The 24,021-nt window shown below is 64.4% G+C and carries 20 protein-coding genes and 1 pseudogene; 9 read left to right on the top strand and 12 right to left on the bottom strand.

Features of this window, described 5'->3' with window-relative positions:
- Positions 1 to 35: 35 nt before the first annotated feature.
- From LuPra_RS34765 to LuPra_RS11900, 7 genes and pseudogenes are all read right to left on the bottom strand, one after another.
- Positions 36 to 629 (bottom strand): annotated as a pseudogene (locus LuPra_RS34765) (glucosamine inositolphosphorylceramide transferase family protein); the annotation flags it as partial.
- 888 nt (positions 630 to 1,517) lie between these two features.
- Positions 1,518 to 1,862, bottom strand: a complete 345-nt coding sequence (locus LuPra_RS31815; RefSeq protein ID WP_234800848.1) for a hypothetical protein — start codon at positions 1,860 to 1,862, stop codon at positions 1,518 to 1,520.
- Between the two features lie 362 nt (positions 1,863 to 2,224).
- Positions 2,225 to 2,479: a hypothetical protein gene (locus LuPra_RS11915; RefSeq protein WP_110170946.1), complete on the bottom strand. Its 255-nt coding sequence runs from the start codon at positions 2,477 to 2,479 to the stop codon at positions 2,225 to 2,227.
- Between the two features lie 260 nt (positions 2,480 to 2,739).
- Positions 2,740 to 4,206, bottom strand: coding sequence for a TolB-like translocation protein (locus LuPra_RS11910; protein WP_157899053.1), 1,467 nt, complete (start codon positions 4,204 to 4,206; stop codon positions 2,740 to 2,742).
- A gap of 109 nt (positions 4,207 to 4,315) precedes the next feature.
- Positions 4,316 to 5,134, bottom strand: coding sequence for a serine/threonine-protein kinase (locus LuPra_RS11905; protein ID WP_157899052.1), 819 nt, complete (start codon positions 5,132 to 5,134; stop codon positions 4,316 to 4,318).
- Positions 5,047 to 5,595: a protein kinase family protein gene (locus tag LuPra_RS33825; protein WP_157899051.1), complete on the bottom strand. Its 549-nt coding sequence runs from the start codon at positions 5,593 to 5,595 to the stop codon at positions 5,047 to 5,049. Before LuPra_RS33825 ends, LuPra_RS11905 begins: the two co-directional genes overlap by 88 nt.
- Positions 5,596 to 5,725: 130 nt before the next feature.
- Positions 5,726 to 6,202, bottom strand: coding sequence for an ECF-type sigma factor (locus LuPra_RS11900; protein ID WP_257724525.1), 477 nt, complete (start codon positions 6,200 to 6,202; stop codon positions 5,726 to 5,728).
- A gap of 177 nt (positions 6,203 to 6,379) precedes the next feature.
- Between LuPra_RS11900 and LuPra_RS11895 the strand changes: the two genes are divergently transcribed.
- From LuPra_RS11895 to LuPra_RS11880, 3 genes are all read left to right on the top strand, one after another.
- Positions 6,380 to 6,844 carry a hypothetical protein gene (locus LuPra_RS11895; RefSeq protein WP_157899050.1) on the top strand — a complete coding sequence of 155 codons (465 nt, stop codon included), beginning with the start codon at positions 6,380 to 6,382 and terminating at the stop codon, positions 6,842 to 6,844.
- A gap of 645 nt (positions 6,845 to 7,489) precedes the next feature.
- Positions 7,490 to 7,705 carry a hypothetical protein gene (locus LuPra_RS33145; RefSeq protein ID WP_157899049.1) on the top strand — a complete coding sequence of 72 codons (216 nt, stop codon included), beginning with the start codon at positions 7,490 to 7,492 and terminating at the stop codon, positions 7,703 to 7,705.
- A 227-nt stretch (positions 7,706 to 7,932) separates the two neighbouring features.
- Positions 7,933 to 8,643: a carboxypeptidase-like regulatory domain-containing protein gene (locus LuPra_RS11880; protein ID WP_157899048.1), complete on the top strand. Its 711-nt coding sequence runs from the start codon at positions 7,933 to 7,935 to the stop codon at positions 8,641 to 8,643.
- A gap of 559 nt (positions 8,644 to 9,202) precedes the next feature.
- Here the strand turns inward: LuPra_RS11880 and LuPra_RS11875 are convergent.
- Positions 9,203 to 10,585, bottom strand: coding sequence for a PP2C family protein-serine/threonine phosphatase (locus tag LuPra_RS11875; RefSeq protein ID WP_157899047.1), 1,383 nt, complete (start codon positions 10,583 to 10,585; stop codon positions 9,203 to 9,205).
- Between the two features lie 54 nt (positions 10,586 to 10,639).
- Positions 10,640 to 11,014: a hypothetical protein gene (locus LuPra_RS11870; RefSeq protein WP_157899046.1), complete on the bottom strand. Its 375-nt coding sequence runs from the start codon at positions 11,012 to 11,014 to the stop codon at positions 10,640 to 10,642.
- A gap of 293 nt (positions 11,015 to 11,307) precedes the next feature.
- On the opposite strand from LuPra_RS11870, the gene LuPra_RS11865 reads away from it, so the two are divergent.
- Positions 11,308 to 13,617: a protein kinase domain-containing protein gene (locus LuPra_RS11865; protein WP_110170936.1), complete on the top strand. Its 2,310-nt coding sequence runs from the start codon at positions 11,308 to 11,310 to the stop codon at positions 13,615 to 13,617.
- A 31-nt stretch (positions 13,618 to 13,648) separates the two neighbouring features.
- Positions 13,649 to 14,107: a DUF1569 domain-containing protein gene (locus LuPra_RS11860; protein ID WP_110170935.1), complete on the top strand. Its 459-nt coding sequence runs from the start codon at positions 13,649 to 13,651 to the stop codon at positions 14,105 to 14,107.
- Between the two features lie 30 nt (positions 14,108 to 14,137).
- Here LuPra_RS11860 and LuPra_RS11855 read toward each other — a convergent pair whose 3' ends face one another.
- From LuPra_RS11855 to LuPra_RS11845, 3 genes are all read right to left on the bottom strand, one after another.
- Positions 14,138 to 15,034 (bottom strand): NosD domain-containing protein, encoded by an 897-nt coding sequence (locus LuPra_RS11855; RefSeq protein WP_110170934.1) that lies wholly within the window; start codon positions 15,032 to 15,034, stop codon positions 14,138 to 14,140.
- 212 nt (positions 15,035 to 15,246) lie between these two features.
- Positions 15,247 to 15,744, bottom strand: coding sequence for a hypothetical protein (locus LuPra_RS11850; RefSeq protein WP_157899045.1), 498 nt, complete (start codon positions 15,742 to 15,744; stop codon positions 15,247 to 15,249).
- A gap of 102 nt (positions 15,745 to 15,846) precedes the next feature.
- Complete coding sequence (locus LuPra_RS11845) at positions 15,847 to 16,446, bottom strand: YdcF family protein (protein WP_157899044.1); 600 nt, start codon at positions 16,444 to 16,446, stop codon at positions 15,847 to 15,849.
- 261 nt (positions 16,447 to 16,707) lie between these two features.
- Between LuPra_RS11845 and LuPra_RS11840 the strand changes: the two genes are divergently transcribed.
- From LuPra_RS11840 to LuPra_RS11825, 4 genes are all read left to right on the top strand, one after another.
- On the top strand, positions 16,708 to 20,214 hold the full coding sequence (locus LuPra_RS11840) for a TonB-dependent receptor domain-containing protein (protein ID WP_110170931.1): 3,507 nt from the start codon (positions 16,708 to 16,710) through the stop codon (positions 20,212 to 20,214).
- Positions 20,215 to 20,748: 534 nt separating this feature from the next.
- A complete protein-coding gene (locus tag LuPra_RS11835) occupies positions 20,749 to 22,278 on the top strand; it encodes a DUF3011 domain-containing protein (RefSeq protein ID WP_110170930.1) in 1,530 nt (509 codons plus the stop codon).
- A 164-nt stretch (positions 22,279 to 22,442) separates the two neighbouring features.
- Complete coding sequence (locus LuPra_RS11830) at positions 22,443 to 23,399, top strand: cyclase family protein (protein ID WP_157899043.1); 957 nt, start codon at positions 22,443 to 22,445, stop codon at positions 23,397 to 23,399.
- A 50-nt stretch (positions 23,400 to 23,449) separates the two neighbouring features.
- On the top strand, positions 23,450 to 23,944 hold the full coding sequence (locus LuPra_RS11825; RefSeq protein WP_157899042.1) for a VOC family protein: 495 nt from the start codon (positions 23,450 to 23,452) through the stop codon (positions 23,942 to 23,944).
- Positions 23,945 to 24,021 lie beyond the last annotated feature (77 nt).

Below are 24,021 nucleotides of genomic sequence, written 5' to 3'. Positions count from 1 at the left end.
GGATGCTCGGCCCATGGCCCTGTCGGATTTGCCGCGACGAACAGCCGCAGGGTGTCGTTGCCCGACGGCGATGTGAACAGATACCACCGTTGCTCGTGTTGCACGATCGTCGGGCTGATGAATGCCTCGGCCGGTTCGCCAGCGAGGAGGTCGCGCACGTATTCCCACTGGTCAGGGAACGATGTCGCTCGATAGAGGCGAATCGTGTGCTCCGTGTAGGACTCAGGGACCATGTAGTAGGCGCCCTGCCAACGGAACACGAAGGGACTCGACAGGACGAACGGCTCCCGAAGGACGGTCTTCCGGAACGTCCAATGCAGGCCGTCGACACTCTCGGCCAGTCCGATGCCGCCCTTGTTCACCGAGAGGTCCTTCGCCGTGAAGAACATGTAGATCCGGCCGTTGGCACTGACCAGGTTCGGGTGAGCCACCGTGTCGATCTTCAGATCGGGCATGTCGGTCACGTGTGCGGCCGTCAACACCGGGTGCGGCACGGAGGCCGGCGGCGTCAACGCGAACGGCGACGACCCTGTGTAGACGCTGATCGTCCAGTGGTCGGCGGCGGGTGGACCGCCAGGCGATTGGGCGCCGCAAGGTGTGGCCAGCAGAGCACATAGGCTGACGGCCATCGTGGTCGCAGTGAGTTCATGCATGCCAACGCCCTCCCTCGAGCAAACGCGGCTCGCGGGCCACGTCCGCCGTGCTGGGCAGCGGCCCAATTGCCTTCACCGACAATGGATAGCGCCGTGCTGTCGACGATGAGACGCCGGCGTCGATAGCCGCCGGAGATCGAGAACCGAACCCGGCCCATCCTCAACTTTACGACCACGTCCGTGAACTATGTGACACACTTCATCAGGTGAGCCGAACCTCGGGCGATGGCTTCCCGGCTGGGGTGGCCAGGGCTTCGGCGTTTTAGACAGACACGGAGGAATACACTATTGAGTCGGAAAGGAAAAATGACGGCGGTGAAACTGCAGCGCGAGCGTGCCGTAGCCGATCGCCGGCGCGAGAAGCAGCAACGACGCTCGGGACCCAAGGAGACGGTTCTCACGGACGTGGGTGTCGATGCAGACCTCGCCGGCATCCGTTTGGGCCCGCAGCCCCCTCAGCCCTGGCAACGTGAGGAGTAGCCCTCCCGCGCACGAACTAGCCGGTGTGGCGCCCGTGGACTGACCTTCAAGCTGTCCACAAGGACCGGACCAGCGTCGTTCCTCAGCGTACCCATCCGTCCCGGTTTTGACGGCCGGGAAGGCGTGGCCGTCATCGAGGGCCAGTTCCTGGGTGCACAGGGCTACCTGAGCGGGACCAAGTATGCGGGAGCGCCTGGATTCTCACGCTTTCGGCCACCAGTCGACTTCCGCGGAACCTTCGCGCCCTTTCTCGAGCCTCGTTGAGGCCGATCGCCATCGCTTGGGCGTGTGACGATGACACGCCGCCAGCGCACACAACCGCGAGGCGATCAGGTTCATACACCCCCGTCGATGCAGCTCGCCTGGGCATCGATCACGGCAGCGTCACGGAACGACCACCGTCGCGCAGTCGGCAGGCTCCATCGTGAGCGTACCGTTGGGCACGAAGTCGCCATCGGAGTCGAACTTCACCGTGCCGACGAAGTCCACGCTGGTAATCCCAGCGATGGTGAAGTCGTTGGTCGAGTCGGCGCTGGAGTGCACCACGAGTCCGAGGCGAACCGAGCCGTCCGAGGCCATCACCGCGCTGCCGTGAAAGGGCGCCACCTTCCGGGCAGTCGTAAAGAAGAGCCCTTGAACGGCGATCGCCCCGCCGGCAGCGAGCGGCTTGACGTCCTTGAAGACGAATGTGTTCGACGGTGACGTACCGGTCAAGTTGACAATACACACGTCCCTGGACTTTGTGGCGGTCGAGGGGCCTGCAGCGTGGGTGGTTGCGATGGTGACGCACATCAGGATGGCTAACGCTTGAATGAAGGTCTTCACAGTCCGTTCCTCCTGGCGGAGGGACCGGAAGCCACCTGGCTTCTCACGCAACTCCGCCATTGAGGACATCGCAATCGGGTCGACGAACACGACATGGCGTCCGCCATGTTTCGAGATCCACGCCGGCACCCCACACGAGCAAGATCGCCGACCGCTTCCAGAATCACGTGCTCCCGTTCCTCCATTGCACCCTGTGCCACGACACGGCGTGCATATAGCCGTCGACCTTCCACCTTCGCCAGGCTGCGCACCGGCCGACTCGTGCACTACAGCTTTCGCAAATACGCTATGAGCGCAGTGCGCTCCTCGAGCGTTGGTCGTCGATCGAAGTGCACACCGTCGGTCGTCGCAAGTGGAGGCACGGGGGCGCCCGGGGCGGTATTGGCCTCCACGAGTTTGAAGAACTCCATGTAGTGGTCAACCACCTCCTCGAGTGTGCCGGCGCTGTTGTTGTGAAAGTACGGCGCGGTCTGTCCGATGCCACGAAGTCCGGGAATGTCGAACTTCTCCCAGTCGTCCAATGGGGCGGCGCCGCCGACGAACCCGGCCAGCAGGGCGCGCCCGGGATCGGAGCTCTCTCTGGACCGCAGAGACCGCGCTCAAACGTGTGCAGTTACGGCGCCGGGGTGAGGCCGTACGGTGAGCGGCCCGAGGTGGATGGTTTCCTCGGCGGGATCGATGGTGACGTCGATCTTCTGCACGCCCATACAAGCCTCCTTTGTGAAGTCAATGGCGCCTACTCAGCGTTCTTCGACCTACAGTGATTGTCCAACCGACACGTCTACGGACGTGGGTGCCAGTTCACAATCAGCCTGATCGGTGTCGGGCCGATGTGGCCGACGACCGTGTTCATGATGAACCGCTGCCCATCGGGAGACACGGCGTACTGGGTACCGACAGGTGTAATGACGCGGCCGACGCGCGTGCCGAAGAGGGGAACGGGTATACCGACAACGACCTGGTCGTCGGCATGCAACTGGATCGGAGCCGCCATCATTCGTCCGTCCAGCGCAATGTAGAACAGTTCGCGTCCATCCGGCCGCCACCGCACCTGAGCACCACCTTTGGTGGACACGCGCACTGCCGTTCCCACACCGGGAAACGGTTGAACATACGTCTCAAACCGCCCGGATCGGTTGGAATGGAACGCGATCTGCGTTCCATCCGGTGAGAACTGGCCGTCTTTCTCATCATGTGGCGTCTGAATCACCGGGAACGGTCTCGCACCTCCGCCCAACGGGAGCGCCCAGAGATCGAACCCGGTCTCCGCACTCCGCCTCCCATACAGCAGGACCCGCCCATCTGGCGACCAGTCGCACGCAAACGTCTCTTCCCGGCCTGGCAGCAGCAGCTCCTCCAGCCCCGCGCCTGTCGTCGGCTTCTGGTACAGGTCGAACCCGCCGTTCCGGGTCGACGTGAACACGATTCGCGCCCCATCCCGGGACCAGAGGGGAAAGATGTCCTCAGCGCCGTGATCCGTGAACCGGCTGAGCAAGCCGCGACGCATCTCCAGCAACCACACATCAGTGTTTCCGTTCACGCGTCTCAGAAACGCCACGGACGCGCCGTCGGGCGAAAGGGACGGGGAAATCACATCCCCACTGTCAGGAGCGCCAACCGTACCGATCTCGTGACCCGACCGGTCGACCCAGGCGAATTGCCGGTCTGCGCTTGCCGATCCTGCGCGAAACGCGACGGTGCCGCCCGCTGTTGCCGAGAGACCCGCTCGCGCGTTCGTGAGCATGCTGCCCATCACGTCGGCGGCCACCGGCACAGGAGTGCCGGTCAGGTTCCACCGGGCCACATCGACTGGCTGCGCATAGAGCGTCGCGCCGCGGACGAACAGGAGGTGATTGGACGCGTACACCGCGGGCGAGTCCGCGTCGAACAGTTTCCGCGCGGTCCACGCATCGAGTTGACCGACGTAGACGCCGCGGACGTCGGCACTCCCTTGCACGAAATACAGAAAATGACGGCCGTGCGGCAGGAAGTCCGGAAACGCGTGACCTGTATGGCCGCGTTCGATCCGGGTCACCGCCGACGGGATGCCTCCGTCGGCGGAGATGCGATGAATGGGACTGGCCGGATTCTGGACCAGAAGAATGACGTCGTCGCCATTCCAGGCACCACCGACGCCGGCTGTTGCGCCCGTCAAGGTCCGCACCAAACCGTCTGCAAGCTCAATGCGCTTGAGCAGTCCCTCTGCATAGAACGCCACGGAACGGCCGTCCGGGGACCAGAACGGCATCGACGCATCGCCAGTCCCCGGGACTGCCCGTGAAACGATCGAGTCAAGCTGACGGAGCCAGAGGTGAGGCTCCCCGTCCAGGGGGGCCACGAAGGCCAGTTTCTGTCCATCAGGCGGACAGCGACAGTGAATTCAGATCGACGGGATCCGATCCCGTCGGTGTGTTGATCTCCGTATCCACTTCGGGAAGTGGCGGCGTCGCGCGGGCCGCCCATATGGCCACCACCACTGCGACGAGTAACAGGACGCTGACGGCGGTGAGCCAGATAAACCGTTCCGCGCGGCGAAGTGGTGGGGTCGCTCGGTACGGAGAGAGCAATTCGCTCCGCGCGGCATCGAACTCGCGACGGGCGTCGCCGATGTCGCGGAGCCGCAATTTCGTGTCCTTCTGCAAGGCGTCGCGGAGCAGCCGCCGAATCGACTCGGGCGTGGGTACGGGCAGGGCGTCCCAGTTGGCCTCACGTTCGAGGATCGCCGCCACCGTATCGGAGGTCGTCTTCCCCGGAAACGGCAGCTGGCCGGTCAACATCTCGTACAGCACACAGCCGAACGCCCAGATATCGGTACGCTTGTCGACCGGCTTGCCCCGCGCCTGCTCCGGGCTCATGTACGCCGCGGTTCCGACGATGAGGCCTTCACGCAGGGCACCGTCCGTGATCGTCGGCAACTGCGAGACGCCCGGACTCGATCCGTCGCTCGCCGCGGCCTTCGCGAGCCCGAAGTCCAGGACCTTCACGACGCCTTCGGGCGTGATCTTGATGTTGGCGGGCTTCAGGTCGCGGTGGATGATCCCTTTCTCATGCGCCGTATCCAACGCATCGGCGATTTGGCCCGCGATCGTCAGCACTTCGGACATCGGCAACGGCCCGCGCTCGATTCGATCCGCGAGCGTCTCACCCTCGACAAGTTCCAGGATGAGCGCACGCACGCCGCCCTCGTCCTCGAGCCCGTAGATCGCGCGATGTGCGGATGATTGAGCAACGCCAGCAGCCGCGCCTCCCGTTCGAAACGAGCCAGCCGATCGGGATCCTTCTGAAACGCGGGCGGCAGAATCTTGATCGCGACGTCTCGTCCGAGCCGGGTGTCGCGCGCGCGGTACACTTCGCCCATACCGCCAATCCCTATCAACTCCCGCAACTCGAACACGCCCAGGCACCGATCGGTGAGCGACAGGCTCGCCGACGACACGAAGCGCGCTGCCACGTCCATGGCGGGAGTGGCCAGAAACCCATCAAGGCCCTCTGACTGATCCAGTAGCGACTGCACGTCGGCCTGCAACGCGGCGTCGTCCGGGCACGCCGCAACCAGCGCCGCCGTGCGCTCGCCCGCGGGACGCGCCAGCACGTCGTGGAAGAGCGCCTCGACCCGGCGCCATCGTTCGGTCGTCATTCTGGCATCACCGACATCGGACTCAGGGCGCTGGACCTGCGCCGCCGGAATGGCCTCGTGGCCCCTGATCCCGCAACTCGCGCAGCAGCCAGGCCTTCGCGACCGTCCAGTCGCGCATGACGGTGTCGACCTACACCTGCAAGACCGAAGCGGTCTCCTCGACAGTCAACCCGCCAAAGAACCGAAGCTCAATCACCCTGGCCTTGCGCTCGTCCACGCCAGCCAACGTCCGCAACGCATCGTCGAGGGCGACGAGGTCCTCGCCACGCTCATCGGTCACCGCAAGCGCGTCATCGAACGTTACCCGGACGGCCCCGCCACCGCGCTTCTGATAGCCCTTCGATCGCGCGACATCCACGAGGATACGCCGCATCAACCGCGCGGACATCGCCAGGAAGTGAGCCCGATTCTGCCAGTTGACGTGCTGCAGATCCACCAGTCGGAGGTACGCCTCGTTCACGAGCGCCGACGCGTGCAGGCTATGCCCGGCACGCTCCCCGGCCATGCAGCGTCTGGCGATGCGGCGCAGCTCGTCATGCACGAGCGGGATCAACTGGTTCACGGCGGCCTGATCCCCCGTGCCCCATGACAGAAGGAGTGCGGTGATGTCGCGCGTGTGGTGGCTGATGCGCGAACTTTACGCGATTTCTCGACCCCTGCGAGTTTTGGACAGGTTTTCCCGCCTCTGTCGAGGAGGAAGGAACACTAACCTTAAGGAGAACGCATCATGCAGCTTCACAGCACCTCGGCGACCAACGCTCACCTCAGCGCCCGATCCCCACACGTGCGCCGAACGATCCGTGCGGCCACTGCAGCCGGCCTGGTGGTCATCGCTGGCCTGACTCTCCAGGGCACGCTCAGTGCCTCGAACGGCGATGGCCAGGGCGAGTGCAATGCGGCGACGCTAAGCGGGCGGTATCTGTTTGCCAATTCCGGAACCGCTCTCCCTCCGGCATTCGGGCTGACAGTTCCGACGCCTTCCGCTGATGCCGGATTTCATGTCTTCAATGGAGACGGCACGGGGACTGATACGGTGACCGTCCGGATTGGCGGGACCATCGTGTTGCGCAACCTGGTCACACCCATCACCTATTCAGTGAATGCGGACTGCACCGGCAGCTACAGCGTGGCCAATGGGCCGGCCTTCGATCTGTTCATTGCGCCTGACGGCAACGAATTCGCGCTCATCGCGACAGATCCTCCCGGCAACTATCCATCGAGTATTCATCGCAGGGTTTCTCGACGCTAGAAAGGCGGAGCTCGCCAGACGGGAATCGACCAGCGTCTCGAGCCTTCGTTGCTTGATGGCGACTGGCCGGTGCGGGTCGCTGGCGCGCATGCGCCGGCGACCATTGATCGGCCGCCGACGAGCCGAGCTGTACGCCTGAGGACATTCCAGACTTTGCCGTCCCGGCCGCCGTGTCGGGGCCGTTGCCAACGACCTTGGCCGACAGGCTGACGCGCCGGTCAGGTCCGGGGCGGGGACGCCTTCACGGAGCTGGCGATCGTGATCGCCGGCGCTTCTTTCACGGTCAGCGTGAAGGATTGCGTGCCGCGGCTGAGCCGCCCGAAATGCGATTGACTTCGCTGGCGAGCCAGTTCATCGTGCCTACGCGCCCTTGTCACCGCGTGACGAGGTTGCTGAAGGAGCTTCCCCGTGCGATCCCCTGTCTCCATGCAGCGGCGATTCCAGGCGGGCACCCTTGTCGCGCTGGTCGGACTCACCGCGGTGGCATGTGAGTCTGGCAGCTCGACCACTCCGACCACTCCGACGACTCCTACTGCTCCTACGCCACTGCCTCCGGCCGCCAGTCTGGCCGGGACATGGACGGGCAGCGCGACCGTGGTCTGGCACGAACTGGACGGCGGCGGCGGCTGCTCAGGGCCAGTCACCGTGACGTTCACTCAGAGCGGCTCGGCCGTCTCTGGCACGCTGCCGGCGGTGGCCGACTGCATCAACGAATCAGTCAGGTTCGAGGGCACTCTTGCCGGGAATGTGCTCGTGGGCAACCTGGTGTACCCGACCTTCAAGTCGCACATTTCTGGTCAGGCTTCTGAAGACCACGTGACACTGGCATCCAATAACGGCTCCTGGAACCTCCGGCGCTAGAGGGCATGACGTCGACGAGTACGCCGCCCGCCCCCTGGGCGCCGTGACATGGCCCTTCCACTCGGACCGCGCCACCCAGAGCTCACGTCTTGCGCTCGCCCAACCGAAGGAGCACGATGCCTGTACCGTCCAGCGCGAAGCACATGTGATGGTCGACGGCCCAATGGGCCAGTCGAGCGTCGAAGGCGTACCCCATCGGCGCCCCTGGTATCAGCCGGGAGGCAGCAATGACGCAAAGACTGCTCATACTCGGCGCGATCGTGCTGGGTGTCGCCTGCAACGAGACGCGCTCGCCTGTCGCCCCTTCGAGCCCGGCTCCCGTCTCGTCCCCGTCGGCGCCCGTGAGCTTCACGCTGACCGGCGTGGTGTACGAAGCCACCACCGCAGGTCGCCGCCCGCTTGCGGGCGTGGGACTCGACGTCTCGGTCGAGTACCAATCGTGGCCGCCGAAGGTCTTCAGCGACACGACCGGCCGATACCGCGTGCCCAACATGTTGGTGAGCGGCTCGCTCAAGATCATCGCCGAGATGCCGGGCTACAAGCAGCCGTGCCGCGTTGCCGTCATGCAGACCGATGCGGATCAAGATCTGTACCTCGTGCCGGATGACACGCTGTCGACGACTGGCATTCCTGCGTCGCTGCCATTGGCCGGGCCGATGTTGGCGGGGCATGTGTTCGAACGCTCCCCTGAAGGCATCCAGAGGCTGCCGGGTGCCAGCATCGTCCTGGACTTCAGTGGCGGAATGGGATGGGGCCCGGTCGCGAGCACGGTAACCGACGCGACAGGCCGCTACGTGCTCTGCAACATGGGCACTCCCCTTCTTGGCATCTACGCCTACGTCTCGAAGCCTGGGTACAAGTCCGCCTACGTTCCTGTCAACCCGGTGCAGACCGTCAGCCTCGAGATCGAGCTCGAACGGCTATCGGGTGCCAGCTAGGAGCGTGTCCGACTAAGCGTGCGACTGCAGGTGATCGCGTGGTTCGTGGCATCGAGACCGGCGCGCATCACGATCAGGATCGACCGGACGAAGCCCTCCGTCTGGCGCAAGGCCAGGCGGGAAGACGAGTCGGAGCGTGAGGGCAGGCTCGATCGCCGTCCACAGCCGGCCCCCCGACCGAGACTCAGCCGCCGTGCACCAACGCCGCTCACTCAGGCTGACGGGTGTCTCGGTCCACTACGTACGCCGGTGCCCGCCCCTCCCGGCGGACGCTGATGATGCTAAGGGGTCCTGGGCCGGGTCTTGTCATCTTTCCTCTGTGCCTCTTGCTTCTGCTTCTTCACTTGCTGCTGCTTGATCTTTTCCTTGTCTTTCTTGCCACCTTTGTCGCCCATTCGTTGCTCCTCCCATGCCGTCGGTTTTCACACGGACGTCCGCTGAGGCCGCTCCGTGTCCACGAGTCTGACATGCCCCGGTCTCGCCGTCGTTGTTCTCTCGATAGCGGATGAACTCTGGGCATACGTGTTCGTTGCCGAGCACCAGCATGAGGGCAGTCGCGTCACGTCGTCTCGCGATCGTTCCAATCGACGAGGACCAGCGTGAGATCGTCACCCGCCGGTCGTCCCGACCATCGGTGGACTGAGGTCAGAAGATCGTCAGTCGCATCCTCCGCATGGCGCGCGGTTGCCGCAGTGAGCGACGCTTTGAGCCGCTCAATCCCAAAGAACTCGTCGTCGGCATTGCAGGCCTCGATCAGGCCGTCGGTGTACAGGAGGAACCGGTCGTCCCTGCGCAGGACCTCTTGCAATTCCGTGTAGCCGTGATTCTGCACGAAGCCGAGCATCAGACCGTTCTGCTCCACTTCGTCCACCTCTCCATTCCCGCGCGTTGAGCGCAGCATCGGCGGGTGGCCAGCGGCGCCATACCGAATCATTCGAGATCGAATGTCGATGAAGAGATAGGCGGCCGTGACGTACTGTCCGGCAAGGCGTCCGCACAACGTCTGGTTCATCCCCGCCAGCACCGCGGCTGGGCTGTCGGCGTGATCTCTTTGCGCGGCGAGTGCGACTTTGACCATTGAGGCGAGCAAGGCTGCCGGGACTCCATGGCCCGCGACGTCGGCGACGAGAATGCCGAGCCGCTCGGTGTCGATCTCGACGAAGTCATAGAAGTCCCCGGCGACGGCCGTCAGCGGGCGGTAGCGCGACACGACGGTCAATCCCCGCATCTGTGGCATAGCCTGCGGCAGGATGGAAGACTGGATTTGTCGTGCGATGTCCAGTTCCCGGTTGATCACTACCAGTTGGTGCGCGTCGGCGACGACGCGCCACGTCGCGACTGTTGCAAGAGATGCGATAAGGACCGTAAAGCCGATCGGCTCCAGGTCTGGCCCCGGGAATGCCAGGACCTTCATCCCGCGCAGGTTGTCGGCGACAGCCGCCACCGACACGCTCAGTGCGCCGATCCGAAGCGCTTGCAACTCGCGCGAGGGCGTCAGGCCTGGACGATACACCCAACCAATCACACCGACGAAGAACGCAATCGCGATACCGTTGTTTACCGTGCCCGCCGAGTGCGCATGGTCGAGGGTGGCGTCGGCAATGACGCCATAGACCGCAAAGCCGGCCAATCCGATCGCGCCCGAGGTCCAGAACCGACGCCACGCAGGAAAGATGGCGCGCGCAAAGAGCACGATGGGAATCGGAACCGTATAGGTCATCGCGGCATCGATGCGCTCCCACACAGCCGTGGGGACGTCGAAGGAGAGGCGGAGGATACCGGCGCGTTCCAGGAGCCGGGAGCCGTAAAGCAGAGAGAAGGCGCCCAGCCAGAGCAACGAGACGGCGCGTCGTCGCAGCACGCTACCGAACACGAGGGTGGCCAGCCCGGTCAGTATCAGGAGCAGCCCGAGGACCAGACCAAATGCGTCCGCGCGCAGCATGTCGCGCAGATCGGCGGGGTTGACAGGCATGACCGCAGGTTCCCCTGCCTCTCCTTAAAGCACGCTCACAACCGCCGCGACGACAACCAACGCATGGAGGACTATGCCCATGCTCACCGCCCGAACCTGAGTGCGCTCGTCCCAGTCCGTCCTCGACATCTGCCACGCCAGCAACGGCAGCACAAGAATCTCGTGCATCAAGAGGGCGTGGACAGGCTTCAGCCATCCGCCCGTGGCATACGCGCGTTGCGGATCGCCGCCGAACACCAGTCGCATGCCGATCGCGATCATCACGCCACCGACGATCTGCGCACCCACGAGAGCCACGAACCCGGCCCGAATCGCCAGCCCGAGGGCAAGTGGCAACGCCGTGCGGGCCACGGCGGCTGGCGATGCGCGTGCGGCGTCACACTCAGCACAACGAAGCACTTGGCCATCATCGAGAGCACGCCCGGGAGCCGGGTGAGCGGAACCAGGGCAGAGCGTGCCATCGGGTACAGCATGGTGACAGGAAGAACGCTCAACCACCAGAGGTTGCAGAGCTGGGGCCTGCACCTCCGTCCACCAGCGCGACATTGCTCGGCAAGCGACCCGACAGTGCACAACACCGAGACGGCCGACGTGGAGGGTGCGTCTTCATGCGGCGCTCTTCGCCCGCGGACCAATTGAGAGCCTGAGGCAGCCGCTGAGCTCCTGCGGACGGGGGTTATGATCGCGGTGGTGTGGCTGACAAGCAGCTCGACAAGCGGCTGGGGGCAACCGTCGTTACACCGTCCGCAGCGGGCCATCCGGGTCGCATCGGTCGGTACGTGATCGAACGCTTGCTGGGCCAGGGCGGCATGGGCGTCGTCTACGCGGCGCATGACGATCGACTCCAGCGCACGATCGCGGTCAAAACGCTGTCGCCGCGTGCTGACGACGAGGCGGCGCGGAAGCGGCTCTGGCGCGAGGCGCGGGCGGCGGCCAGTGTCAACCACCCGAACATCTGCCAAATCTACGAGGTCGGTGAAGATAACGGTCGCGTCTTCATCGCGATGGAGTTGCTCGACGGCGAAGCCTTGTCAGAGCGACTGCACCGCGGTCCCTTTCGCGCTTCAGAGGTGCTCCCGATCGGTCTCGGCATCCTCGCGGCCCTTGCGGCGATGCACGCGCGCGGTGTCGTGCATCGTGATCTGAAACCCTCCAACGTGTTTCTGACCGCCCATGGCGTGAAGCTGCTCGACTTCGGCCTCGCGCGGCCAGAGTTGGAGGCCGGGCTGAGCCCCGATGCCCGACTCACAGGCACTGGCATCGTCATGGGCACCCCCGGTTACATGTCGCCCGAACAAGTGATTGGCGAGCCCGTCGACGCCCGTAGCGATCTGTTCGCCGCCGGCGCGATTCTGTTCGAGATGTTGGCAGGATATCCGGCATTCAACGGCCGTATGCTCGCCGAGGTGTTCCACGCCACGCGCTACGAGCAACCGCCCGCGCTGAGCGGATCACCCGCGGTCGCGGCTATTGATCGCGTCATTCGCCGCGCTCTGGCGAAGCGTGCCGCCGAGCGCCCCGCCTCTGCCGAAGCGATGGCGCAGGAGCTGGAGGCCATTCCCGCCGCGGCGACGTCGACGGCAGCGACGGGGGCGCGCGCGCTCACCCGCCTGGTCGTTCTTCCATTTCGCATCTTGCGGCAGGATCCGGAGACGGACTTCCTTGCCTTCAGTCTGCCCGACGCGATCGCGACCTCGTTGTCGCGCAATCCGGCGCTGGTCGTGCGCTCGAGCGCCGTTGCGGCGCGTTTCGGCATGGATTCGCCGGTCCTGAAAGAGCTAGCAGCGGAGGCGGACGTCGATCGCGTCGTGATGGGCACGCTGATGCGAGCAGGCGATCACATTCGCGCCGTGGCGCAGCTGGTCGAAGCACCGGCGGGAACGCTGCTCGCGTCGCACGTCGTCCAGTCGTCCATGGGCGAGCTCTTCCAACTCCAGGACGAGATCGCGCTGCGCGTGTGCGAGGCGCTTGCGCTGCCGCTCTCGGGCGGACAAATGGCGCCAGCCGCCGACGCGCCAAACGACGCTCGAGCGTATGAGCTCTTCTTGCGCGCGAACGAGTTGGCACGTACGTACGATGGACTTGCCGCCGCACGCGACTTGTATCTGCGCTGCCTCGCTCTGGACTCGCGCTTTGCTCCCGCGTGGGCCCACGTGGGACGCTGCCACCGCGTGATCGGCAAATACATCGATGGCGCCGTCGACAGCGAGGCGCGTGCCGAGGATGCCTTCCGCCGCGCGCTCGCGCTCAGCCCGCGCTTGTCGATCGCACACAAGTTCTACGCCCAGCTCGAAGCCGATATCGGTCACGCCGAGGCCGCGATGGTTCGGCTCCTTGATGAGGCCAATCGGCATGGCAACGATCCGGAGTTGTTTGCCGGCCTCGTTCACGCCTGTCGCTACTGCGGCTTGTACGAACAAGCGATCGCTGCGCATGCCGAGGCGCGGCGACTCGATCCGAACGTGCCGACCAGTCTCGAGCAGACCTTGCTGATGATGGGGGACATCGATCGACTCGTCGCCATCACGCCGCCACCCGTCATCGCCGGTGCAGACGACGGCATTCACGTCATTGGACTGGGCCTTGCGGGGCGGCGCGTCGAAGCACGTCAGAAGTTGCTGGCGATGCGCGACGCGTCTCGCATTCCGGTGTTCGAGGCATGGATCGAGTATTTGATGGCGTGGCTCGATCGGCGCGGCGAAGAGATGACGGGTCGGGCAAGGACGTTCAGTGGGTTGAAGATCAACGACGACCCCGAAGCCATCTTTCAGGAAGGCTGGCTGCTGTGCGACATCGGCGATCACGAAGCCGGCCTCGGTCGACTCCTGCGCGCGGTGGCCAAGGGGTACTACGTGTCGCCAACGTTGACGACACGACCGCAATTCGACGCCCTGCGCGACAATGCCGAGTTTCGCGCGCTGGTCGGCCATGCAGAAGCGGGCCGGCAGCGCGCCCGCGCCTTGTTCCGGCAGGCCGGCGGCGACCGGCTGATCGGCGCGTGACACAGGCCGACACGCGACGCCTCGCCAAGCGATGAAGACGCTCGCTCGCGATGGCGGCCTGGCAGAGATCCTTCGACGATTGAGAACCGTGCGCCCCGACAGCACTCGTCGATGGGGCGAGATGTCTGCGCATCAGATGATCTGTCATTTGAGCGATGCGTGCCGCATGGCGTTGAACGAGAGGCGCGTCAGCCCTGCGACTGGCGCGCTGCACCGAACCGCCGTGAAATGGGCCGCGCTCTATCTTCCAGTGCCGTGGCCGGCGGGCATCGAGACGCGCCCCGAAATCGATCAGCAATGTGAGGGCACGAGTCCAGCCGACTTTGCCGGCGATGTCGCGCAACTGGCGGTGCTGCTCGAACGAGTAGCGACACGCTCGCGGGATGCCGAGTGGCCGGAGCATCCCATCTTCGGCAGGATGTCGCGTATGTCGTGGATGCGATGGGCGTACCTCCACGCGGATCACCATCTTCGTCAGTTTGGTGCGTGAGCAGTGCGACTGGCTGTGCCGGTCAGGTCTTCAGCATCCATTCACGTCCGCTGAATCGTTCGCAAACGACATGTTGAAGCACATCTGCGTTTCCGTGCCGAGGTCAGACACGAGCTGCGACGAGAACAGATTGCCGAGTATGCGTGTCTTCTGCGCCTCGCCCGTAACGAAGATGGCCGTCACCCCTCCGTTGCCTTCGAACCAGGTGTTCTCGATCACGTTCATGGCCCCCGCGACCTGGATGCCCCATGACGAGTTGCTCTCCACGCGCCCGCCGGAGACGACGTGGCCACGGCCAGTCGATCGAATCTGAATGCCGATGATTCCCTGGCTCGTCACGGTGTCGCGAATCCGCCAGGCGGTCGTGTCGTGCCCGATGACGATGTTGGTGGCGTTGTTGTGGAGGGTGCTGCCGTCGACGAAGATGGAGAACGCGTGGTTGCCGGACAGGCCGAACGCGAAATCCTGCAGGCGCACGTTCCTGATGTACACGAACTGGCTGTTGGAGACGTCGATACCAGTCTGACCGCAGCAGCGGCCAACGATGGTGAGGTCGCGAATGGTCGCCATGCGATTGACGACCCCGGGAGAGGACGCGAATCGAATGGCCGACACGTTCTCCGGCAGGCTGAACTGGAGCATGCCTTCTCCGTTGATGCCGACCCCCGCCAGCGTGAAACGATCGGGTAGCACCAGCGTCTCCTTGATGGCGCTGGTCGCGATACACGCCTGGTCTATGACGAGCGTCGCGTTGGCGTGGACCGTCCCCGGCACGGCTTTCAGAAATGCGGCCAGCCTGCTGCAGCCGCCAATCTCGCTCAGGAAATAGTAGCGATCGTGGGCGACATCGGCTCGAGCCGCCGGTGAGCTCAACCCCGCCAGAAGGACACCGGCGGCGAACAAGGCAATCGTGGTCGTTCTGGACATGGCGCTGCTCCTTGTCTCGCCTGGCCCCGGCCGGCCGTTCCACGGCCAGGCCGACCAGGCATTCGATAGGGAGAACGCTCGTGCACTCCCCTTCCCCTCAGCCAAGTCCGCTCCGCGTGAGCGCGCGGAAGTCCCCATAGCCCGCCGAATCCTTCCGACGGTCAACATCGCGGGGTTGCCGGAGCGGGCAGGCGATGAAGGCAGAGCTCGAGCTACTGGACGCGGACCGAAAAGAGGCGGACCGCTGACGGGACGTCATCGGGCGACAGCGAATCGTCCGTGTAGCTGCCGATCGGCAGGCCGTCGCGGGCCACCGATCGTTGGCCACCGATCGCATACAGATGGTCGTTCAGCCGCGCCGATTGGGCGACCAGGTTCTTCCTCAGCGCACAGCCACGCTCGAGCGCGTTGAGGGATGCGAGGTAGAAGAAGTGGCCCATGCCGTGCGTGATGGCGAAGCCGGTCAACCACGTGACGCACACGCGCTCCGAGGGCAACGTGATTTCGGTCGTGTCGCCCCTCTCGTCGCCGGCAAACGGCGGGATCAGCGCCGCTCCGGCGAGGTTCGCCCACGTAAGCGCACCGTCGGGTGAACGCACCACGTGGATCGACCGGTAGTATGTGCTGCCCTCGACGGTCCTGTCGCTCGACCACGCGACATACAGCGTTCCGTCGTCCAACACCATCCGCGGGTAGGATGGGCTCGACACCGTCTCGCCGCCGCTCCATCTCGAAGAACGACAGAAAGGGGTCAACACCCTCATGACGAGCCGTGTCGCGACCGATCACGCGACACCGGGCGGATTGCAATCCTATTTCAGGACTTGCTCATGCAGCGCCAGTACTTCCCGTATCATCGAAAAGACATAGAACAAGGGACTTTCTATCTTTGCCGCAGGCACAGGACTTAGCGCGACATGGATACCCATGCTGCTGAAGATACGACGGGCGCGAAACACATGGTAACTGTCGCTGACCAGGATGGCGCGTCGCCAGCCATGTTTCACCATGATGTCACGGGTATTGCGCACTTGTTCTTCCGTGCTTCGGCTTCTCTCCTCGAGGACGATCGCCGTTCGAGGAACACCTTCGCGCATCACGACCTCGCGGCAACCATCGGCCTCGCTGCGAGGAATCCGCACACTACGCCCAATCCCACCCGTGCACAGAATCATTGCGGCGTAGCCCATCTTCCATAGTTCGGCGGCATGTTCGGAACGGCGGCTCAATGCCTTGTACGGCTTGCCTTCATCGGTCAGCGCCGCGCCAAGCACGATAATCAGATCAGAGCGAACAGCCTCATCACGTGTTCCCGTGTAGTGAATGATCACGAGAAGCAATCCACAGGCAGATAGCCACATCACAAGTGCCACAAGCGCGATGCGGCGAAGCAACAACAAGAATCGTTTCATGGGTCTCTGGCGGCGAGCGATCAGTCTCGGAGAGTCTACAAGAGCAGGCCCGCGTGTCACCATGGGGTTCACCTCCGTGAAACGAAGGGCACCCGAATCATCGACGTGTGGGTGGCCTGGCCCCCGGGGACACGCGCACGAGCACGCCGGCACCTCTACCGATGACGTTGCATCTTGCCGCAAGCCGCACAACAATTCCTGATTCAGACAGCAAATCGGGTTCGCGCAGGCAAGCTCATCTGTTCATGGGGGAGGTGCAGCGTGATATTCGCAAGTAGCGAGCGCCGGGTACTCGTCGACCTGGTCATCGGCCTCGTGCTCATGACCTCTGCGGCCGCGACCGCTGCCGGGCAAGTGTTGTATGGGTCGGTCGTCGGTACCCTCAGTGATGCCACGGGGGCGGTCGTTCCGGGCTCGACCGTCACGGTCACAAATCAGGCAACCGGCCTGACGCGGCAGGTCGTGAGCGATCAAAGCGGCTACTATTCCATCCCCAACCTGCTCGAAGGCGTGTACGACCTCGCTGTGACCTCCGGCGGGTTCAAGCCGTACACGCAGAAGGGCGTCACCGTTTCCGTCAACCGCGTCACCCGCATCGATGCCACCCTCGACCTGGGCGCGGTGACCGAACAGGTCAGCGTGGAAGCCACCAGCGCGCTCCTGCAGACGAACAAGGCTGATGTCAGCACGAGTCTGGACACGCGAGCGATGGAGAACCTGCCGCTGGCCGGGTACCGCAACTATCAGTCGCTCATCAACCTGGTGCCCGGCGCGACACCGGCGCGATTCCAGAACGCCGTCACCGACACGCCGGGGCGCGCCCTGTCAACCAACGTCAACGGCCAGGAGCGCGGCGCCAACAATACGCGCGTGGACGGATCTGCCGCCGTCCTGGTCACGATGCCGCACCACGCGGTCTACGTCGCCCCGATCGAGAGCGTGCAGGAAGTCAATATCTCGACCAACAATTTCGACGCCGAGCAGGGGATCACCGGCGGCGCCGCGGTGACCGTCATCACCAAGTCAGGGACGAACTTCTTCCGCGGAACGGCATTCACGACCTTCGACAGCACTGCAATGCGTGCGTTCACGTGGGACGAGAACCGCGCCGGGGCCAGTGAAAAGCCCGAAGGAAAGCGAAGCATCAGCGGCATCAGTCTCGGTGGCCCGATCGAGAAGAGCAAGTTGTTCTTCTTTACCAACTGGGAAGGCACCTTCGAGCGGACGGGCTTCTCGAGCAGCTTCGCGGTGCCGACTGCCGACTTCAGGAGCGGCAATTTCAGCCGCACGCTCGGCGCGCCGATTCTGAGCGCGTCCGGTGCGCCGATCCTGGTTCCCACCACCGAGGGAGGCACGACGGCCCTCAGAGAAGGCATGATTTTCGATCCGTTCAGCGGCAATCTGGACGGGACGGGCCGATCGGTGTTTTCGAGCGGCGGCCAGGTCAACGTCATCCCGCAAGGCCGCCTGAACGCGCCGATGATGAAGCTGCTGGCCCTCGTTCCTCTTCCGAATCGACCGGGCGACACGCAGAACTACTTCAATGCCGGCGTGCAGCCGCTGAACCGCAACAACATCGACGCCAAGGTGAACTGGAACCGCAACGAGCGGCACCAGACGTTCTTCAAGTACAGCATGATGAAGGCCGAGGTCAGCGGCGAGTTCGGCCTCGGCGATGCCGGAGGGCCGTGTTTGTGTAGCGGCGGCGGCCTCGGCACCGGCTCCACATTGGTGCAGATCGCCAGTATCGGACAGACATATACCGTCTCGCCGACGTTCCTGATCGACGGCAACTTCGGCTGGACGCGTTTCGGCCAGGACGTGGAACCGCCCGACCTCGGCGTCAACTTCGGGTCCGACGTCCTCGGCATCCCGGGCACGAACGGTCCCGATCCGCGCGAAAGCGGCATGCCGCCGATGTACATCTCCGGCTACTCCGACCTGGGAAACAACGAGGGCTGGAACCCGCTCTACCGGAACGACCAGTCATATACCGCCAACGTCAACGCGAGCTGGGCGAAGAACACGCACGACATCCGGTTCGGTTTCGACTTCGTGCATCACCTGATGAACCACTGGCAGCCGGAGCTCGGCGAGGGTCCACGCGGCGCCTTCCATTTTGATCCTGGCGTGACGGCCCTGAATCCCGACGCGCTGGACGGCAGCGTGGGATTCCAGGATGGTGCGCCCTCGTTCGAGAACGACTGGAATGGCCTGGCGGCATTCCTGCTCGGCACGGCGTCCGCGTCGGGCAAGAGCAGCCAGTTCATCAAGATGAACAGCTTCGAGAACCAGTTCGCGTTCTTCATCCGCGATCGCTGGCGTGCCACGAACCAGCTGACGGTCGACCTGGGATTGCGATGGGAGCTCTACCCCAATCGCTGGCGCTCGGGCGGCATGGGGATTGAGTCGTACGACCCGGCCACGAATGAGGCGTTGATTGGCGGCAGGGGCGACGTGCCGCAGGACAACGGCGTGGGGTACAGCAAGAAACTCTTCGCTCCACGTGTCGGCCTTGCCTATCGCATCGGTGAAAAGGCGGTCATCCGCACTGGCTACGGCATCACGTACCACTCGCATCCGTGGGGCGCGCAGGCGCTGCGCGGGTGGTATCCGCTGACCCTGGTGGCGGCCTTCTCGGGCATCAACGGCTTCCAACCAGTCACCACCGACCGCGCCTACGTGGCCGCAGGCGTTCCCAACGCGCCGCTCGGTCCTGACGTCGGCATCCCGTCGATCTGCTGTCCCGATATCGACGCCGGCCGCATACCTCTGCCAGGCGTGGCGGAAACGGGCTATCCGCGTGCGAACACGGAGTTGCACCGCGGCTACATCCAGTCGTGGAACCTGATCGGCGAACGCACGTTGCCGGGCGAAATCACCGCATCGATCGGATACGTGGGGTCGGCTTCGGAGCGCGGCTTCGCGTTCCTCGATATCAACGCGTCGCAGATCCCGGGGTCGGGCGACGAAGGGCGCCCGCTCTTCCCGGAGTTCGGCCGGACGACGCCCACGCGGGAGTGGGACGGTCGCACGCACAGCATCTACCACGCTCTACAAGCCACCCTGAACCGTCGCTTCAGGGACGGCCTGCTGCTCAAGGGCGCCTACACCTGGTCGAAAGCCATCGACGAGGCCCCGTACTCGGACTGGACCGAGTACCGCTACAACGCGGCGATCGTCTTCGATCGCAATCGCGCACGGGCAGACCACGACATCCCGCACAACTTCCAGATGGCGGCGGTCTACGAGCTGCCGTTCGGCAGGGAGAAGAGGTGGGCCACCGAGGGCCTCAGCAGCGCGATCTTCGGCGGCTGGCAGTTGAACGGCATCTTCGCCGCGTACGCCGGTCGCCCGTTCAACCTGACGGCGTCGGGCTCGTCGCTGAACATGCCGGGCAACCAGCAGACACCCGACCAGGTCAAGGACGACGTCGAGATCTTCGGCAACGTGGGCAGCGACGGCACGTACTTCGATACGACGGCGTTCGCTCGCGTCACCGAGGTCCGGTTCGGTGAGGTGGGTCGCAACTCCATGCGCGGGCCCGGCGTGATCAACCTCGACCTGGGGCTGTTCCGCTCCTTCAAGATCAGGACCTCGGAGCTGCAGTTCCGCCTGGAAGCGTTCAACGCGACCAACACGCCGCATTTCGCCAACCCGAACGGCAACGTCAACAGCGCGAATTTCGGGCGCGTGCTGGCGACGCAGTCCGCGGATGCGATGGGCCGGTCGCGGCAGTTCCGCGTCGGCGTGCGGATGTCGTTCTAGACGCCGTAATGCAGTGTCATCAGGGCGCAGGCCACCTGGCCTGTGCCCTGGCTTTCCCTCGCCCGCCTCCGCCAAGGCTACGGCGCGCCATGGCTGACACCGCGCGCATGCCGGCGATCCCAGACATGGTGTGAGGTAGCCGACCCGGCTGCCTGGCGTCTCGCTCGGGCAGTTGTACGACGAGGGCACGGGCGTCTGCGTTTCGTCCAACGTACAGTTGCGGAGAGCCCGGGAAGCGGCTCATACTCAGTGGCGAATGACCCATCGCATGGGCCGTTCGAGGGCTGGTGTTGTCAACAAGTACTGGTGATGCTCGCGCCTTCGACGCGTCGGCAGACCCACGACATCCCGTGATCTGGGTCACATCCGGTTGGCCGACGATCGAGCGAGGGTCCAACGGCCGTGCAGCATGCCAGCAGCAGCAGCAGCAGTACAAGCACATCCAATTCGAACCGATCGCAGTGGACCTCGACGACACGGATCACATCCCGTTGTCGGACTGGTGTGCGCGTTCGGTTGCCCCACCTCCTGCCAATGAGCTCACCGCTCGCTCTCCTGCTTCTTCTTGTCGTTCTCGCGACGCCTGTGGCAGCACAGGATACGCAGGACGACCCGACGGCCAGCCAGAAGGCCGCAGTGCCGCAGGTCGTTCCGGTGATCGTTTCGTGCGCGTCGAAGCCGGGTGAACGTACGCAATGCGCGGCGGACACATCGTCGGGCGTCGTGCTGCTGCGATCGACTGGTGAGGCGCCGTGTCTGCTCGGGAAGACGTGGGGCTACGATCAGGGCAGCGTCTGGGTGTCGGACGGCTGCAGCGCCGACTTCAGCACCGGAATCATCGTCGTCGAGCCGGCGACGACGAAACCCAAGCCGCTCTCGCACATTCCCAACGTCGGCTTCCTGCTGGTCGCCGGCGACAAGGGCGAGATGTATTTGCGCCTGTTCAGCTATGGCCGTTACCTGAACCAGCGGAACCTGGACGCGTCCTACGTCGACGCCTTCGGCAACACGAAGACCGTGCAGCGGCGCCAGGACGTTCAGTTGCAGAAGTTCTTTGCGCCGTTCTCGGGCTGGTTCCTCACGCCGAAGATGCGCTACTACCTCTACGTCTGGTCGTCGAACCCCTCGCAGGGTGATCCAGCCCAGGTCGTGGGTGCGGGCAACCTCACCTGGAGCTTCAACCGGTTCGTGAGCGTGGGTGTCGGCATCACGTCGCTGCCGACCGTGCGAAGCACGGAGGGGCAGTTTCCGTACTGGCTCGGCGTGGACGATCGCCTGATTGCCGACGAGTTCTTTCGGGGGTCGTACACCTCCGGGGTCTGGCTCAAGGGCGAGTTGCACACGAAGCTCAAGTACATGGCGATGTTTGCCAACAACCTGAGCACCCTCGGCGTGAGCGCGTCGCAACTCGACAACAGGATGGACACGCAGTCCTTCTCCCTCCAGTGGTTGCCGACGACCGGCGAATTCGGCCTCTGGAACGGGTTCGGCGACTACGACGCTCACCAGAAGGTCGCGACGCGGATCGGCGTGCACTACTCGCACAGCCTCGAGGAAAAGCAGAGCCAGCCGGGAACGGAAGGCATCGAGAACAGCCAGATCCGCCTCACGGACGGGAGCGTCATCTTCACGCCGGACCTGTTTGGACCCGGTATTACCGTCAACGAGGTGGACTACCGCATGGCGAGCGTCGATGCGGGCGTCAAGTACAAGGGCATGGCGGTCGAGGGCGAGTACTACTGGCGCTGGTTGAGCAATTTCACCGGCCTCAACACCGGCAGCATTGCCGACATCAAGGACACGGGCTACCAGTTGCAGACGTCGGCGATGGTCGTCCCCAAGACTCTTCAGTTGTACGTCGGCGCCTCACAGGTGTTCGGCAACTACGGCGACCCGTGGGAAGTGCGAGTCGGACAGAACTGGTACCTGATGAAGGAGCGCGGGATTCGTCTCAACGGCGAATGGATGTACGTGGAAGGATCCCCCGTCGGATACACCGCTTATCCCTACCCCGTCGGCGCCAGGGGCCAGGTGTTCCACATCAACCTCGAGTTGAACTTCTGATCGGCGAGGTCACAAGGACTCGCACTGGTGTCCGGTACGAGATGGCCGCAAGCCAAGCGGCGGCCAACGTCGCCGCTGTCGCGGTGAATGTCGTCCCCGTAAAGCTCAGGGCAAAGGCGGGCCTGAGTGCTCGTCGCAGGCGGCGCGTGTATCGTGTGGGCACGATGAAGCGGCTCCTGATTGTGTCGATCGCGGCGACGCTGTGCGCCGGCGTCGTTGAACCTGTCGCCGCCCAGGGCTGGAACCCCCCGAGCGACGCCCAGCGGTGCCCGTCCAAGTGGGGCGCCGGCGACACGCGAGGCTCGGCCAACCACGTGAAGCCGGCAACAGTACTGGCAGCGATGCGGCTCGTGAAGACCGGCCAGATCATCGAGCTCGGGCGCGTGCTCGAAGGCACCATGCCGGTCTTCGGCACGCGGCGCTTCGACCTCCACACCAAGCGCACCGTCATCAACCCTGGGCGCAACCGCCGCGGCACCAACGAGGAGCTCGTGATCTCCGAGATCGGCCAGGTCGGGACACAGTTCGATGCGTTCCCGCACCAGATGATCGGCGGCAGCTTCTACAACTGCGTGCCGATCGAGGGCAACGAGTCACGCACGGGGTTCGGCACCCTGGGCGTCGAGGGCGTCGGCGCGCTCGTCGCCCGCGGCGTGCTGATCGACGTCGCTGCCCTGAAGGGCGTGCCGGTCCTCCCGGACAACTACGAGATCACGCCGCAGGACCTGGAGCAGGCGCTGGCACGCCAGAAGCTGACGCTCGAGCCGGGCGATGCCATCCTGATCCACACCGGCTGGGGCACGCTCTGGAACGTGGACAACGCGCGCTACGTGAAGACCTGCCCGGGCATCGGCATCGCTGCGGCAGAGTGGCTGTCCAGGCAGGATCCGCTGCTCATCGGCGCCGACAACTGGCCGGTCGAGGTCGGGCCCAATCCCGATCCGGATCTCTCACTGCCGGTCCATCAGGTGCTCCTGGTGGTTCACGGCATCCACACGCTCGAAAATCTGAAGCTCGATGTCCTTGCAGCCGAGCGCGTGCAGGAATTCGCCTTCGTCGTGCAGCCGCTCAAGATCAAGGGCGGGACGGGATCGACGGTCGCGCCGATCGCGATCCGCTGATCAGCGCCCAGGGCGCTCTCCTTGAACGGGAGTCACGACGATTCGCGGACGTGGCGGCGGACTGGACTGTACGCGGCCGCGCTTGCAGATCCGCGACGCGGCTGGCTAGCATGCGAATTGGACGGAACAACGAGGAGGGTATCGTGGCGACAACGCAAGACGCTCTGCAGATCAGCGCGATCGTTCCCAGCTTCACCGTCGATGATTTGCAGAAGAGCATGACCTTTTACGAAGCGCTCGGCTTCTCGGTCGAGGAGCGGTGGGAAGACAACGGGACGCTTCTCGGCGTGATGCTGCGTGCCGGCAAGAGCCAGATCGGCCTGAGCCAGGACGATTGGAAGAAGGGGCGCGACCGGAAGAAGGGCATCGGCATGCGCGTGTTCATGTCGACGACACAGAACGTCGACGAGATTGCGACGCGAGCCAGGAGCGCCGGCATCACGCTCAAATCGGAGCCGCACGACACCGAGTGGAAGACCCGCGCGTTCGAGGTCGTCGATCCGAGCGGTTTCGTGTGGACCATCGGCTCTGAAATGCCGGCATGACCCTGAAGGCGTTGTGAGATGACCGTTTCCTCGAGTACTGGAAGCACGCGGCTTCAGGCCTCCCCGAGTTGGCGGAG

The organism is Luteitalea pratensis (assembly GCF_001618865.1).
Lineage (GTDB): Bacteria > Acidobacteriota > Vicinamibacteria > Vicinamibacterales > Vicinamibacteraceae > Luteitalea > Luteitalea pratensis.
Note: the sequence above shows the minus strand (reverse complement) of the source record. Positions and strands in the feature narration are given on the sequence as shown.

What these genes read in the sequence shown, in the direction of transcription:
- LuPra_RS11835 (WP_110170930.1), top strand. Translation starts at nt 20,749, where the DNA reads ATGAGCTCACCGCTCGCTCTCCTGCTTCTTCTTGTCGTTCTCGCGACG.
- LuPra_RS11855 (WP_110170934.1), bottom strand. Translation starts at nt 15,034, where the DNA reads ATGTCCAGAACGACCACGATTGCCTTGTTCGCCGCCGGTGTCCTTCTG.
- LuPra_RS33825 (WP_157899051.1), bottom strand. Translation starts at nt 5,595, where the DNA reads ATGACGACCGAACGATGGCGCCGGGTCGAGGCGCTCTTCCACGACGTG.
- LuPra_RS11830 (WP_157899043.1), top strand. Translation starts at nt 22,443, where the DNA reads ATGAAGCGGCTCCTGATTGTGTCGATCGCGGCGACGCTGTGCGCCGGC.
- LuPra_RS11875 (WP_157899047.1), bottom strand. Translation starts at nt 10,585, where the DNA reads ATGCTGCGCGCGGACGCATTTGGTCTGGTCCTCGGGCTGCTCCTGATA.
- LuPra_RS11910 (WP_157899053.1), bottom strand. Translation starts at nt 4,206, where the DNA reads ATGCCGTTCTGGTCCCCGGACGGCCGTTCCGTGGCGTTCTATGCAGAG.
- LuPra_RS11860 (WP_110170935.1), top strand. Translation starts at nt 13,649, where the DNA reads ATGAAGACGCTCGCTCGCGATGGCGGCCTGGCAGAGATCCTTCGACGA.
- LuPra_RS11845 (WP_157899044.1), bottom strand. Translation starts at nt 16,446, where the DNA reads ATGAAACGATTCTTGTTGTTGCTTCGCCGCATCGCGCTTGTGGCACTT.
- LuPra_RS11880 (WP_157899048.1), top strand. Translation starts at nt 7,933, where the DNA reads ATGACGCAAAGACTGCTCATACTCGGCGCGATCGTGCTGGGTGTCGCC.